This is a genomic window from Solibacillus sp. FSL R5-0691, from assembly GCF_037974225.1.
In the GTDB taxonomy this organism is placed as follows: Bacteria; Bacillota; Bacilli; order Bacillales_A; family Planococcaceae; genus Solibacillus.
The window spans coordinates 1,141,684-1,156,080 of record NZ_CP150231.1 but is presented as its reverse complement, the minus strand read 5'-3'; the positions used below and the strand labels follow the sequence as shown (position 1 = coordinate 1,156,080).

General features: G+C 40.3%; 18 protein-coding genes. 8 read left to right on the top strand and 10 right to left on the bottom strand.

The window, feature by feature from the left end; translation table 11 throughout:
* Positions 1–59: 59 nt before the first annotated feature.
* The 3 genes from MKY51_RS05580 to xerD form a co-directional block, all read right to left on the bottom strand.
* Positions 60–1,364 (bottom strand): pyrimidine-nucleoside phosphorylase, encoded by a 1,305-nt coding sequence (locus MKY51_RS05580; protein ID WP_339175778.1) that lies wholly within the window; start codon positions 1,362–1,364, stop codon positions 60–62.
* A 14-nt stretch (positions 1,365–1,378) separates the two neighbouring features.
* Positions 1,379–2,557 carry a phosphopentomutase gene (deoB, locus tag MKY51_RS05575; protein ID WP_339175777.1) on the bottom strand — a complete coding sequence of 393 codons (1,179 nt, stop codon included), beginning with the start codon at positions 2,555–2,557 and terminating at the stop codon, positions 1,379–1,381.
* A 141-nt stretch (positions 2,558–2,698) separates the two neighbouring features.
* On the bottom strand, positions 2,699–3,601 hold the full coding sequence (gene xerD, locus MKY51_RS05570; RefSeq protein WP_339175776.1) for a site-specific tyrosine recombinase XerD: 903 nt from the start codon (positions 3,599–3,601) through the stop codon (positions 2,699–2,701).
* 192 nt (positions 3,602–3,793) lie between these two features.
* On the opposite strand from xerD, the gene MKY51_RS05565 reads away from it, so the two are divergent.
* The 3 genes from MKY51_RS05565 to MKY51_RS05555 all read left to right on the top strand — a co-directional run bounded on the left by MKY51_RS05565 (position 3,794) and on the right by MKY51_RS05555 (position 6,022).
* On the top strand, positions 3,794–4,189 hold the full coding sequence (locus tag MKY51_RS05565; RefSeq protein WP_339176577.1) for a MerR family transcriptional regulator: 396 nt from the start codon (positions 3,794–3,796) through the stop codon (positions 4,187–4,189).
* Positions 4,190–4,225: 36 nt separating this feature from the next.
* On the top strand, positions 4,226–5,542 hold the full coding sequence (locus MKY51_RS05560) for a hemolysin family protein (RefSeq protein WP_339175775.1): 1,317 nt from the start codon (positions 4,226–4,228) through the stop codon (positions 5,540–5,542).
* A 135-nt stretch (positions 5,543–5,677) separates the two neighbouring features.
* On the top strand, positions 5,678–6,022 hold the full coding sequence (locus tag MKY51_RS05555) for a general stress protein (protein ID WP_339175774.1): 345 nt from the start codon (positions 5,678–5,680) through the stop codon (positions 6,020–6,022).
* Positions 6,023–6,185: 163 nt separating this feature from the next.
* Here MKY51_RS05555 and MKY51_RS05550 read toward each other — a convergent pair whose 3' ends face one another.
* The 3 genes from MKY51_RS05550 to MKY51_RS05540 form a co-directional block, all read right to left on the bottom strand.
* Complete coding sequence (locus MKY51_RS05550; protein ID WP_079525722.1) at positions 6,186–6,653, bottom strand: Fur family transcriptional regulator; 468 nt, start codon at positions 6,651–6,653, stop codon at positions 6,186–6,188.
* A 64-nt stretch (positions 6,654–6,717) separates the two neighbouring features.
* Positions 6,718–7,227 carry a hypothetical protein gene (locus tag MKY51_RS05545; protein ID WP_339175773.1) on the bottom strand — a complete coding sequence of 170 codons (510 nt, stop codon included), beginning with the start codon at positions 7,225–7,227 and terminating at the stop codon, positions 6,718–6,720.
* Between the two features lie 67 nt (positions 7,228–7,294).
* Positions 7,295–7,837, bottom strand: a complete 543-nt coding sequence (locus MKY51_RS05540) for an NUDIX hydrolase (RefSeq protein WP_339175772.1) — start codon at positions 7,835–7,837, stop codon at positions 7,295–7,297.
* A gap of 88 nt (positions 7,838–7,925) precedes the next feature.
* Here MKY51_RS05540 and MKY51_RS05535 point away from each other — a divergent pair, with 88 nt between their 5' ends.
* Both MKY51_RS05535 and MKY51_RS05530 read left to right on the top strand, forming a co-directional pair.
* Positions 7,926–8,816: an aldo/keto reductase gene (locus MKY51_RS05535; protein WP_339175771.1), complete on the top strand. Its 891-nt coding sequence runs from the start codon at positions 7,926–7,928 to the stop codon at positions 8,814–8,816.
* Positions 8,813–9,295, top strand: coding sequence for a VanZ family protein (locus MKY51_RS05530; RefSeq protein WP_339175770.1), 483 nt, complete (start codon positions 8,813–8,815; stop codon positions 9,293–9,295). The genes MKY51_RS05535 and MKY51_RS05530 overlap by 4 nt, the downstream gene beginning before the upstream one ends.
* A 307-nt stretch (positions 9,296–9,602) precedes the next feature.
* Here the strand turns inward: MKY51_RS05530 and MKY51_RS05525 are convergent, their stop codons facing one another.
* Positions 9,603–9,857, bottom strand: coding sequence for a YqkE family protein (locus tag MKY51_RS05525; RefSeq protein ID WP_339175769.1), 255 nt, complete (start codon positions 9,855–9,857; stop codon positions 9,603–9,605).
* A gap of 21 nt (positions 9,858–9,878) precedes the next feature.
* A complete protein-coding gene (locus tag MKY51_RS05520) occupies positions 9,879–11,057 on the bottom strand; it encodes an acetyl-CoA C-acetyltransferase (protein WP_339175768.1) in 1,179 nt (392 codons plus the stop codon).
* Between the two features lie 177 nt (positions 11,058–11,234).
* Between MKY51_RS05520 and MKY51_RS05515 the strand changes: the two genes are divergently transcribed.
* Complete coding sequence (locus tag MKY51_RS05515; protein WP_339175767.1) at positions 11,235–12,188, top strand: alpha/beta hydrolase; 954 nt, start codon at positions 11,235–11,237, stop codon at positions 12,186–12,188.
* 101 nt (positions 12,189–12,289) lie between these two features.
* On the opposite strand, the gene MKY51_RS05510 is transcribed toward MKY51_RS05515, so the two are convergent.
* Together MKY51_RS05510 and MKY51_RS05505 are read right to left on the bottom strand one after the other, a co-directional pair.
* Entirely contained in the window at positions 12,290–12,760 is a 471-nt protein-coding gene (locus tag MKY51_RS05510) for an S-ribosylhomocysteine lyase (RefSeq protein ID WP_339175766.1), read from the bottom strand.
* A 141-nt stretch (positions 12,761–12,901) separates the two neighbouring features.
* Positions 12,902–13,123 carry a YneF family protein gene (locus MKY51_RS05505; protein ID WP_008408061.1) on the bottom strand — a complete coding sequence of 74 codons (222 nt, stop codon included), beginning with the start codon at positions 13,121–13,123 and terminating at the stop codon, positions 12,902–12,904.
* 236 nt (positions 13,124–13,359) lie between these two features.
* On the opposite strand from MKY51_RS05505, the gene MKY51_RS05500 reads away from it, so the two are divergent.
* On the top strand, positions 13,360–13,713 hold the full coding sequence (locus tag MKY51_RS05500; protein ID WP_339175765.1) for an ABC transporter permease: 354 nt from the start codon (positions 13,360–13,362) through the stop codon (positions 13,711–13,713).
* Positions 13,714–13,725: 12 nt separating this feature from the next.
* Positions 13,726–14,352 (top strand): PspA/IM30 family protein, encoded by a 627-nt coding sequence (locus MKY51_RS05495; protein ID WP_339175763.1) that lies wholly within the window; start codon positions 13,726–13,728, stop codon positions 14,350–14,352.
* Positions 14,353–14,397 lie beyond the last annotated feature (45 nt).

The window sequence follows — 14,397 nt, the reverse complement described above, 5'->3', positions numbered from 1 at the left end:
TAAAGCACAAAAAAATCTTCCGCAATCCATTCGGACTGCGAAAGATTCTTATTTTTTTGTTATTGTGTAATAATTGCTTCGATTAATTTTGGTGCTTCGACTTTTTCTGCAGAAATGTATACATGTGCATAAATTTTTTCCAATACTGCGTCGACATTTTCTGTATTGGCATGGATTGTCATAAGCGATTCGCCTTTTTCGACTTGATCGCCCACCTTTTTATGAAGGACAAGCCCAACCGCTAAATCAATTTCAGATTCCTTTGTTGCACGGCCAGCGCCAAGAAGCATTGCAGCCGTTCCAATATCATCCGCTTCGATTTTTGAAACATAGCCAGCTTCTTTTGCCGGTACATCGAATTTGAATTTTGCCTGAGGTAAACGGGATGGATCGTCCACTACTGAAGCATCTCCGCCTTGTGCGGCGATGAATTTTTTCAGTACTTCCAATGCTGCACCGTTAGCTACAACTTCCTCCAGCATTTTTCGAGCTTCTTCGATCGTTTCTGCTTTTCCGCCAACAACAACCATTTGAGAACCTAATGTATAGCAAAGTTCATTTAAGTCAGCTGGCCCTTTACCTTTTAATGTATCGATCGCTTCCTGGACTTCAAGAGCGTTCCCGATTGCATAGCCTAAAGGCTGACTCATATCCGAAATGATCGCCATTGTTTTGCGGCCGACATTATTACCGATTTTCACCATAGCTTCAGCCAGTTTAACTGAATCTTCAACAGTTTTCATAAATGCGCCGTCACCTGTTTTAACATCAAGAACAATTGCGTCTGCACCTGCAGCGATTTTCTTCGACATAATTGAACCGGCAATCAGCGGAATGCTTGAAACCGTTCCCGTAACATCACGCAGCGCATACAGCTTTTTATCCGCCGGTGTTAAGTTACCTGATTGACCGATAACCGCCATACCGATTTCATTAACTTGTTTTGAAAACTCTTCACTTGTTAATTCAACATGGAATCCTTCAATCGCTTCAAGCTTGTCGATTGTACCGCCTGTATGACCTAAACCACGGCCACTCATTTTTGCTACCGGAACACCGACAGCAGCTACCATTGCAGCTAATGGCAATGTCGTTGTATCGCCAACTCCGCCAGTTGAGTGCTTGTCTACTTTAATACCGGCAATTGCAGATAGATCAATCTGATCACCTGACTCAACCATTGCCATTGTTAAATCCGCGCGTTCGCGATCTGTCATATCCTGAAAGTAAATGGCCATACATAATGCACTTGCCTGATAATCAGGAATCGTACCATCTGTATATCCTTCTACAAAGAAACGAATTTCAGCTGTTGTTAATTCTTCGCCGTTACGTTTTTTTTCAATAATGTCTACCATTCTCATATGGAAAATCCCCCTTATTTCAGCTCTGATAAAAAGCTTTTGCCAAATTGCGGTGCTGCAATATTAAAATTATCTGCAATTGTTGCTGCAATATCCGCAAATGTCTCACGTAACTGCAGTTCTGATCCTGCAGTAAAGCGTGGTGAGTAGACAATCAACGGTACATATTCACGTGTATGGTCTGTACCAGGGAATGTCGGATCGTTCCCGTGGTCTGCCGTAATTATGAGCAGATCATCTTCTGATAACGCTTCCATAACTTCCGGTAAACGACGGTCGAATTCTTCCAATGCCTGACCGTAACCAATCGGATCACGTCGGTGTCCAAAGTTCGCATCAAAGTCCACTAAGTTCAGGAAGCTGATACCATGGAAATCACGACGAACAACTTCCGCCATTTTGTCCATGCCATCCGTGTTGTTTTTTGTACGAATCGCTTCTGTTACCCCATCACCATTAAAGATGTCCGAAATTTTGCCGATCGCAATGACATCAAGATTCGAATCCTTCATTTCAGCCATTGTCGTGCGTCCAAATGGTGTCAATGCATAGTCATGACGGTTTGATGTACGTGTGAAATTACCTGGTTCGCCAACGAACGGACGGGCAATAACACGGCCTACTAAAAATTCTGCATCCAATGTCAATTCACGTGCAATTTCACAAATTTTATAAAGTTCTTCTACTGGAATTACTTCTTCATGTGCTGCAATCTGCATTACCGGGTCTGCCGATGTATACACAATAATGGCACCTGTTTCCATATGTTCCGGACCATAATCGTCAATGACAGCGGTTCCACTGTAAGGTAAATTACAAAGAACTTTGCGGCCAGTTGCTTCCTCCAACTTGGAAATCAGTTCTGCAGGAAAGCCGTCCGGGTATACTTTAAACGGAGTATCGATATTCAGCCCCATGATCTCCCAGTGCCCTGTCATTGTATCTTTACCAACAGATGCTTCTTGCATCATGCCGTAAAATGCAGCAGGGTGTTCAGTTTTATTAATGCCTTTAAGTTCACGAATATTCGATAAACCTAACTTCTCCATATTCGGCATATTTAAGCCATTCATTTTTTCTGCGATATGTCCTAATGTATTTGAGCCAGCATCGCCAAATTTATCGGCATCCGGTGCTTCACCGATACCAACAGAATCCATTACAATTACATGTACTTTCTTAAACGGTTGCATAATGCTTTCAACTCCTCTTCTTCCATTCTATTTTACATAAAACGTCTAAACAAAGTAAAGGTCAGACATCCGATTTCACAAGATTTATTTTTAATAGATAAAAGCCAAGCTCCCCATTAGTGTTACGCGATTAGGCTATTTTTAAGCACGAGGATGGAATTGTTTATATACTTCCGATAAACGGGTTTTACTTACATGTGTATAAATTTGGGTCGTTGATATATCCGCATGGCCTAACAGCTCCTGCACTGCGCGCAAATCGGCACCATTTTCAATGAGATGTGTCGCAAAGGAATGGCGCAGCACATGCGGTGTAATTTCTTTGGAAATGCCAGCTGCTGCCGCATGCTCCTTGATGATTTTCCAGCAGCCTTGTCTCGTGAATCTTTTCCCTCTCTGCGTAATGAAAAACGCATCATTTTTCGGTGCAGTACCTAAAAGCTGTGGTCTTGCCTCTTTCAAATACTTTACACAGGCCGAAATCGCACTGCGCCCAAGCGGGATAATCCGTTCTTTTCCGCCTTTACCAAATACACGGACGAAGCCCATTGTCATATGCACATCCTCCAAGTTCAGTTCAATCAGCTCGCTTATACGCATACCGGAACCGTACATCATTTCCAAAATGGCAATATCCCGCGTGCCCTGTGGTTTTTCTTCGGATGGTGCAGTCAAAAGTGCATCAATTTCTTCTATTGATAATACTTTTGGTAATGACAGTTCTTTTTTCGGCATTTCCAAATGAACGGTAGGATCCTGATTCGTCACCTTTTCCCTCAATAAAAACTGATGAAAGGAACGGATTGATGAAATTTGTCTCGAGATCGTCTTCGATGATTTTCCTACTGACCGTAAGCTGTCCAAATAAAGCAAAATATGTTCGCGCATAACGCTATCAAATTCCATGATTCGCTGTTCATGATGAATGTGACGGGCATATGCGACTAAATCACGCTTATAGGATTGTAATGTATTATCAGATAGCTGACGTTCGACTTTAATAAAATGTAGATAATCTTCTATTGAATCTTTTAAAGCTTGCATATAAATCGCCCCTCTTGCATTCTATACATTTATATTACCATTTTCGTACAATTGAAGTGACGTTTTATCCTTCATTCATTCGTTTTTTCGGTGTAGCATAATCCTTTCATATGAATTGCGTCCCATTTACAAAATGTACTATTTACGGTATTCTTGAAAGTAAAACGTGACAGATTGAGGTGATAATTTGGGATCGACAAACTAAAAATCGGAGAGCTTGCCGCAGCAACCGGCGTGACAAAACGAACTATTGATTATTATACAAATTTGGGCCTTCTAAAAGTAGAACGTTCGGCATCCAATTATCGCTACTATGATAAAGAAATGATTGAACGTATTCACTGGATTGAAGAGCAGAAGAAGCTTGGCAAATGCCTCGATGAAATTCACCGCTTACTTGGCCCTTCAAAAGAAGAACCTGAAGAAATCGATGTTCAGGATATTCGATTGCAAATGCGCAAACTCGAACATGATGTAACGGTATTAATGGAGCATTTAGATGACAAAGAGCGGCAGAAACTCCGTAAAAAAGTTTCACCTGAAAGTGTTGCACTCATGCAATCACTATTATTAATTTTAAATAACTAGGAGGTGAACGTTCTACTTCGTGAGTAGAACGCTCGTTTGACCACAATCATTAACTTAACTATTTTCGCGGTTTTAATCGCTTTTACGGCCTTTTTCGTTGCAACGGAATTTGCGATCGTAAAAGTACGTCAATCTCGTATTGACCAACTTGTAGCTGAAGGTAAAGCTGGTTCCATTTCAGCTAAAAATGTAACATCCCACCTTGATGAATATTTATCGGCCTGTCAATTAGGTATTACGGTAACAGCGCTGGGGATCGGTATGGTCGGTGAATCCACATTTGAATTTATACTTCACCCTCTATTCGAATCATTCGGTATCGGTTCAGAATCTATTCATTGGTTTACATTAGGTGGTGCATTCTTTTTAGCGACATTCTTCCACGTAGTAGTAGGCGAACTTGCACCTAAAACAATTGCCATCCAAAAAGCGGAAGCGATTACACTGGCCTTCGCAAAACCGATACAATTATTCTATAAACTTATGTTTCCATTAATCTGGCTGTTAAATGGTTCAGCACGTTTATTATTAAAATTGTTCGGGATGCGACCAGCGAGCGAACATGAACTATCCCACACGGAAGAGGAATTGCGCCTGCTTTTATCAGAGAGCTATAAATCCGGCGAGATCAATGTAAACGAATTGAAATATGTAAACAATGTATTTGAATTCGATGATAAAATCGCACGTGAAATTATGGTTCCCCGTACAGATATAGTCGGCTTTGATGTAACTGCAACGTTCGAAGAGGTGTTAACGCAAGTTTCAGAGGAACGCTATACACGCTACCCGGTATACGAAGGGGACCGCGATAATATTTTAGGTTTTTTAAATATTAAAGACTTTTTAACACTCGGTATGAACAATCGGATCAAACCGGCGACATTCAAATTGGAAGACTATATTAATCCGGTCGTTCGCACAATTGAAACAACACCGATTCAAAGTCTGCTTCAAATTATGCAGAAAAAGCGCATTCATATTGCGATCCTGCTTGATGAATATGGCGGAACGAGCGGTATGATTACCGTTGAAGATATTCTGGAAGAGCTTGTCGGGGAAATTCGCGATGAGTTTGACGATGATGAAGTTTCAGATATTCGTAAAATCGGTGAAGACCATTATTTAGTCTATTCAAAAGTATTGCTTGAAGATGTTTCTAAACTGCTGTTTCTTGATATTGAAGATCCGAATGTTGATACAATCGGAGGCTGGTACTTCACAAACATGCCGGACCTGAATATTGAAGATACATTTATTTATGAAAACTACGCATTTAAAATCCATGAAATTGATGGCCATCAGCTGCAATTTTTGGAGATAAAAAAAATGCATGATCTCATAGAACAGTAGCCGTTAAAACAACATAAATTCCATCTGTATGCACGTTCTCCTGTCAGCTGAATGATGCCTGTATGAATCTCTTAACGTTTTAATTGTTAGAGTTCGGGAATAACATAAGTATTCATACAAAGGAGAGTGTATATAATGGCAATTTTAAAATCAGTAGAAAACGGTGTGCAGGCAAAATCAGTAATCGAATCATTTATTACAGAAGGTTATGATCGCGATCATATTCATGTCTTCGCAAACAGCAATAAACGTGCGGAAGACATTGCCGACTTTTTCAATGTGGATGCGAGCAAAACTCCTGGCACAACGGAAAATGACAAAGGCTTCTTCGCATCGATTAAAAACTTCTTCCAAAGTACTCCGGAAGATCTTCACCATCAGCTTGCTGATATCGGTGTAGGCGAAAATGAACATGCAGCTGCAAAGAATGATCTGGATGCAGGTAAGGTTCTTATTGTTGCCCACCATCCAGCGAAATAATTAAAACTACAAAACTCTATTTCTCACATTTGAGGGAAATAGAGTTTTTTGTGTAAGTGTAGATGCCTGCCTGTCTTTTATTATTATTATTATTATTAGACAAATGCAAAAAATCATACAAAAAAAGAGCAGCAAATTTTGCTGCTCTTTTTTTGATTATAGATTATGCATTGCTGTCTCCAGAGTTGTCATTATTATCATGACAACGCCAGCAGATGCCATGGAATGTAAGACGGTGATCTTTGATAATAAAGTTCCAACGTTTCTCCACAATTTCTTCTACATCTTCTAGTAAATCTTCTTGAATTTCATCTACTGCGCCACATTCGATACAAACCAGATGATGATGGAAATGCTTTGCGCCCTCTTGACGTAGATCATAACGGGACACCCCATCACCAAAGTTAATTTTATCGACAATTTTCAGCTCTGTTAAAAGCTCCAATGTACGGTATACAGTAGCCAGTCCAATCTCGGGTGCTTTTTCTTTTACTAATAAGTAAACATCTTCAGCACTTAAATGATCTTCCTCATGCTCCAGTAAAACCGCTACTGTTGCTTCTCGCTGTGGCGTCAGCTTATAGCTCGCACTATGCAGTTGCTTTTTAATTCGATCAATACGGCTCTCCATATGTGACGCCCTCCTAAACTCTTTTCATTATACCAAATGAGTAAATCTCATTACAAGACAATGATTATTTAAATAAATAAGTAATCGCTAAATTTTCGACTGCAAAAACAATTAGCATTACGACGATCAGGAAAATGATCTTATTCCATGGCATGACCGTTTTCAAGGCTCGTCTACTCGAAGTTTTAGTAGTAATTTGATAGAGCATAATTAAAAGTACACAATATATTAACTGAAATGGAAACCACCAAAATGCATAGAGTTTAATAGATTCATGCTGTACTAGTAAATAGACCGAGCTGAAACCTAAAAACGTTACTTTTATTGCAATAAAAATAAGGCCTATACGCGGCAAATATTTATGTGTCGAAAAGAATAATACAATACTTAAGGCAACTATGAAAGGAACTACACTCCAAAGCAATTCAGGTTTATCCATTTGGAGCAGTCTACGATCACTGTATTTAATAATTTGCTGTACTTGTCCAATATCGAATAACTGATAACAAACTACCCCACAAATGAAACATACGACAATCATCGAAGTATATTGAATATATAGATATTTACGCATTTGGACGCCTCCTTGTCCATACAACTTATGCACATAAATTGTCCTTATGCGTAAACAATTATTGATTTCATTTCATTTTTAATTTCAACCATAAAATCGCAAAAGCGGTTTTGGCATCGTAAATACGACCGTCCGCTACCATCGCTTCTGCTTCTTCCAATGATACTTCCATTAGCTCCACAAATTCATCTTCGTCTAAATCAACCGGAATGTCTAATTTTTTTAACTTTTCTGCTACGTAAATATGGATAATTTCATCCGCAAATCCCGGTGATGTAGCAAAAGCCTGTATAAATTCGAAATGATCCGATGTATAGCCTGTCTCTTCCTCCAACTCGCGGCGGGCCGTTACAATAGGCTCTTCCCCTTTTTCCAGCTTGCCGGCAGGAATCTCTATAATTGAACGTTCAAGCGCTTTACGGTATTGCTCAACAAGTAAAATTTTATTGTTTTCTGTGATGGCAATTACCGCGACTGCACCTGGATGATTAATAATTTCACGCTTCCCTGTTTCACCATTCGGAAGCGATACATCGTCTACTTTTAATGAAATAACCTTCCCTGAATAGATGGGTTGGGATTGAATTGTTTTTTCTTCAAATTTTTTCATGACCATGCCTCCACTTGTTCTCTTGCTTATATTCATTGTACCATTAGTAGGAGCTATTTCTAAAATATTGAACCAGGGAGGAATTAACATGAAAAAACGACAATTAGGTACAAGCAATCTTCACATTTCTGAAATTAGTTTAGGCTGTATGTCATTACCTCCAAACAAGGCACAAGCAGAAGAGGTCATCCATGCTGCAATTGATGCAGGCATTAATTATTTTGATACCGCTGATCTGTACAACCAGGGCGAAAATGAAAAAGTTGTTGGCGCAGCGCTGAAGCAACACCGCCACGATATTTATTTGGCAACGAAAGTCGGGAATCGTTGGGAAGAAGGAAAGGAAGGCTGGGGCTGGGATACATCCGCAAACTATATTAATAAAGCGGTACGAGACAGCCTGCAACGACTACAGACGGATTACTTGGATCTTTACCAGTTACATGGCGGTACGACCGAAGATAATTGGGAAGAAATTACCGACACAATGGAAGGTTTGAAAAAAGAAGGATTAATTCGCGAATATGGCATTTCCTCCATACGACCGAATGTCTTCATGCCATTTTTGCAAAATAGTAATGCCATCAGCAATATGATGCAGTTTAATATTTTTGATGAACGCGCAAGCGAATTTTTCGATTCGATTCAACAGACAGGCGCTTCTGTCGTAACGCGCGGATCAATCGCGAAAGGCTTGTTGACAAATGAGTGGCGTACACGTTTAAAATCCTATATGAGCTATGATGAAGCGGCAGCAAAAGACGTACTGCAAAAAATTGAACAGCAATTCGGGGATGTACATGCAGCTGCCCTCGCATTCAATTTACGCTATCCAACTGTTGCTTCAACTGTTATTGGGGCACGTACACTCGCTCAGCTGAAGCAAAATCTGGATGCTTACGAAAAAGCGCAATCGCTGCAAAATATTTCGGAGATCGACAGCTGGACAAAAACCGACCGTTACACTGAACATAGATGAAAAAGTGGATTGTTCTCGTCATCATCGGGATAATCGTTGTCATAGTAATGTCTAACATGAGCTATGAACAGCAAACGATTGTTCCGGCGTTAAAGGATTTGTTAAAAGACAAACCTTTTGAAGCATGGTTAAGCCAGTTTGAAATTCCTTATTGGGGAAAAATTATATCGGTTGAAACACGGGGCTATTTTCAATTTCTTGAGTTTCTTATCCGAAAAGCTACTCATTTCTTCGGATACGGTTTATTAGCGGTCATACTCTATACTTTGTACCGGAAACTGAAGTGGTACTTTCCGATCGTTCTCGCGTTTGTTACAGCTGTAGTAATCGCAAGCCTTGATGAATACCGCCAAAGTATGATTCCGGGTCGCAGCGGCCTTGCAGCAGATGTCGTACTCGACGCATGCGGCGCGTTGACATTGCTACTGTTTGCAAAACTTATTGTTGTTGTATTTAAAAAAGATAGTGTACAAAAATAGGAAGGCGCATTACGAGAAAAATTTCCCTTCATAAGACACACCAGTTGGTTGGAATAGAGGCTGCGATTCCTGGGGGAACAGCACGTGCGGAAAATCCAATGATATGCGCCTCCGTTTAGGCGCAGATCATTTAGTTGGAGCCGTGCCCGCGGAAAGCGTCCGCCGCAATGGGAATCAACGGCATCGAAGAAAAGGGCATGTAGGAACGAATTTTGTTCCAACATGCCCTTCCTTATAATTGAATGACTTTTTCAGTGCCCTCCAAAAATAGTGTGCTATTTTTTAAATTTAGTATGCAACTTTACCCTTAAAATTTCGAACCTTTGTCGCCGTATTGGTTTAACAGTTCTTCAAAACTCATATTTTTTTCGCGTTGCTTGCGTTCGAATGCCGCTTTCGCCAGGCGCTCTTCTTCTTTCGCCTTTTCGTCAGCCACCATTTCCTGCTTCGCTACTTTCAGCTTGGCCAATACATCGCCGCCTAACTGATCGGCCAATGTTGCCGCCTTATCTTTTGGAAGCTCGAATTCATTTGTTGTTCTTTGCTGTTTCTTTTTTGCCATCGTTTTCACCTACATTTATTATTAGCGTTGTACAATTGTCGCTACACCTTGTCCGCCACCAATACATAATGTTGCAAGACCCAGCTTTGCATCGCGCTTTTGCATTTCATGTAATAATGTGACTAAAATACGCGTTCCGCTTGCGCCGATTGGGTGTCCAAGTGCAATTGCACCGCCATTTACATTTAGTTTATCATGATTGAACGCCAATTCGCGATCAACTGCAATCGCCTGAGCGGCAAATGCTTCATTCGCTTCAATTAAGTCCATTTCATCCAATGTTACATTCGCTTTCGACAAAGCTTTTTTCACTGCCGATACCGGTCCGATCCCCATTACAGAAGGATCAACCCCTGCGCTCGCATTAGCGACGATTGTTGCAAGAGGTGTAAGGCCTAATTCAAAAGCACGCTGCTTTGACATAACGACAACCGCTGCCGCTCCGTCATTAATCCCGGAAGCGTTCCCTGCAGTAACCGAACCGTCTTTTTTGAAAGCTGGACGTAATCCATTTAATTTTTCTGTTGTTGTTCCATGTTTTACATATTCGTCTTGTGAAAAAATAACCGGCTCCCCTTTACGTTGAGGAATTTCTACAGGAACAATTTCTTCAGCGAATCTGTTTGTCGAAATGGCTTCCGATGCACGGGCTTGGGAACGTGCTGCAAATTCATCCTGTTCCTGACGTGAAATGTCATACTGATTACATAGATTTTCAGCAGTTACGCCCATATGGTAATCATTAAATGCGCACCATAAGCCGTCCTGAATTAATGTATCGATAATTTTTTGATCTCCCATGCGGAAACCTTCTCTTGCGTTTCGCATAATATATGGTGCTTGACTCATATTTTCAAAGCCTCCAGCGACAACAACTTCCGCATCCCCGGCAATGATTGCCTGTGCTGCTAAATGAACGGCCTTTAAGCCTGAACCACATACTTTGTTAATTGTCATCGCTGGAACTGTGTATGGTAAACCAGCTTGGATACTTGCCTGTCTTGCCGGGTTTTGACCTAAACCTGCTGCGAGAACATTCCCCATAATAACTTCATCAACTGTTGATGGATCTAATTCAATACGATTCAATGCTTCTTTTATTACGATACTCCCTAAAGTCGGAGCCGCAATATCTTTTAATGCCCCCTGAAAAGCACCAATTGGCGTACGTACTGCACTTACTATTACAACTTCTGTCATGAATATATCCCCCTTAGTGTGAATGGTCCCTTTGTGAGCAAAGTTAAACTTGCTTAACCCGATTTTATCAAATATTCCGCATTTTTCACACAAAAGTTTCCAATAATAAATAGATACATATTAGTTGATTTATCCTAATAATTCATCGAATATTAAATTAATTAAGGAGTGGTTTTCATGAAAAAACGTACACTGTTTTTATCTGGCAGTATTGTAACAACACTGCTGGCAGCTGCTACAACGATCACTGGTGTCGTGATGACAAATCACATTATGTATATAAAGAAAAAGGACGATGCTTTCATCCGCGAACGTGAAATTGCGGCAAAACGCTTTGATGAAGCTTGGTATGAAGGCTGTCCGAAAGAAATTTTATTGATTGACTCTCCAAATGGCTATAAAATAAGCGGCATCTATTTAAAACCTGTGGAAACAAAAAATACAGTCATCATCTGTCATGGTGTCACTGAAAATAAAATTAACTCGATGCGCTATGCCCGAATGTTTGAACGGCTTGGTTTTAATGCATTTGTATACGATCACCGCCGTCACGGAGAATCTCAAGGAAAAACAACAAGTTACGGCCATTATGAAAAATACGATTTACAGGCAGTTGTGGAGACAATCCGCAACATTGCCGGGGAAGATGCCCTACTTGGTATTCACGGGGAATCAATGGGTGCGGCAACGACTCTGCTCTATGCAGGCACATTAGAAGATAATGCGGATTTCTATGTATCCGATTGTGCCTTTTCAAATTTCCCCGAGCTTCTAAAACGCATTTTCGAAAGTGTTGTACCGATCGATTCAAAATACACACTTCCTTTCGCCGACTTTTTCATGCGTATCCGCGATGGCTACTCCGTAAAAGAAGTGATGCCGATCGATGCTGTAAAACAAATTCAAAAGCCCGTCCTCTTTATTCACAGTACACCTGATGATTTCATTCCCTCCTCCATGACCGAAGAACTGTACGAACAAAAACCCGAACCGAAAATGCTGAAACTGTTTGAAAAAGGCGAGCATGCGAAATCATTCAACGACAATCCCGGTGACTATGAACAAACGGTAGCGAAGTTTCTCCATGACCACGTCCCGGCATACCGCAATATAACCGATTCTTTAATATAAGTAATAAGCACTTTCTGTTCAGTTGTTTGAACAGAAAGTGCTTTTTCGTTTGCCGGAAGGAATAAAAAAAGCCCCCCAATTAAATGAGGGCCCTACATCTATTAATCATTAAAAACAATATGCCATTCATCGCGTTTGGCTAAAAATTCTTTTGCCAGCTGTTGCGCACCTTCTAAACTATGGCTTGCCGCCCAACCGCATTGAACTTCATTGCAGGCAGGAACAGAAGTCGCCGCCAACACATCCTGAATAGTCTTTTCTAAAATCGCCAACACGCCTTCATAATCATCATAGTTCATAAATGAGACATAAAAGCCTGTTTGACATCCCATTGGTGAGATATCGACAACCGCGTCACTATGATTGCGGATACGGTCTGCCATTAAATGTTCCAGTGAATGAAGTGCCGGCATTTCCATATGCTCTTTATTCGGCTGCTTAAAGCGGATATCATATTTTGTCACGACATCGCCCTTCGCCCCTTCTTTTGTACCCGCTAAACGTACATACGGTGCGACCACTATCGTATGGTCTAAATCAAAGCTCTCAACATTCGTTTTTTCTGTTGCCATTTTTTTCCCCTCCAATACTTACAATCTATATAAGAATAGACTAGATTATTTTTCTTTTCAAACAAAATATTCTGAATTTTATTTTACGTCAAATAAAAACTACCTTCTTCACTCAATAGAATGCGAAAGGTAGTCCAATTATTATTTATCTTGGAATTTGTTCATTTGTGCCATCATTTGACGCACTTGTTTTTCAGACGGTTTACGTCCCATTTGTGCCATCATCACGCGAATCATTTGTTCATTAATTGGCGGGTTTTCTTTTAAATACTTCATCATATATTGACGAGCTGCGTAGAAACCAATTGCCACGCCCCCGATAAGAGCTACGACGATAAGTGTAATTCCTAACCATAAAGCCATTTTGTCCAACCTCCTCCACTACTTATGTACCGAGAAAAACTCTCCATCAAGCATTATACAATAAAAGCTATTCCGTTTCTATATATTTTCACTCTCCTGGCAGAAGTTAAGTCATGAGAATAGCTGTCTGAGACCTTCTCAGCCTCGAGACCTAGATGAAAATACGGTAACAGGTCGTTATCGGATTTTTAAATTCACGGTAACATGAACATATCAACGACAAGGAGGAACACATAATGAAAAAGTTTTTCTTATATTCAGCGGCTTTTATCACAGCGATCATCGCACTTTGCCTGCTCGCACCAGTAGCCGGTTTATTAATCTCAGGAGCACTACTGGCAGCAGGTCTGCACTATTACACAGAAAGTAAATCTACTTTCGGAAAAGTAATGAGCCTGGTTGTCGCTTTAGCCGGTTTAGTAAGTGCCTTATCAAACATCCCAGGCTTTATCGGTTTAGCTGCAATCGGTGTCTTATTTTATCTTTACAAAAACCGAAAAAACGAAAAGATTGAATTTTTACCAGGCAAAAAAGAGGAAGAAGATCCATTTACAAACTTTGAACGCGAATGGGCAAATTTAAACAAATAGGAGCGATGGACAATGAGAAATTTATTTACAAAATTTAAATATTCAATTCAGGCGGATTTACATGAGATGTTTGACAAAAAGGTCGATAAAAACCCGATTAAAATGCTGAACCACTACATTCGTGAAGCAGAAAAACAAACTGAAGAAACGGGCAAATTGCTTGCACGTCAGGCTCAGCTTAAAAAAGAGCTGGAAATCCAACTTTCACAAACAGTTGAAATGCTTGAAAAACGTGAAAAACAGCTAGTACTGGCTCAGTCAACTGGGGAAGCTGAACTGATTGCGTTTGCACAGGAAGAAGTAACGGCTTACACTGCGAGAAAACATGCTCTTCTTTCGAGCATTGATGCTGCGAATACGGAATATTTTGCACTGGAACGCAAATTCGAAACGATGAAACATAAAATCAAAGATATGAAAGTGCGCCAGCTTCAGCTGATGGGCAAAGAAAATGTCGTGCGTGCCAACCATCAGATGGATAAAGTTCTCACATCGGACAATGCCGATAATTTTGATGAACTATCAACGTATATTGATGAATTATCTCAAAATATCGAGCGTAAATATGAAGTAACCTCTTTTGAAGCTCGCTTGGCACAGCTTGAAAAAGAACAAAAGCTCATAGAACAGCCAAAATAATGATATAATGCGTAAAGGAGAAGGCATCGTGCTTTCTCCATTTTG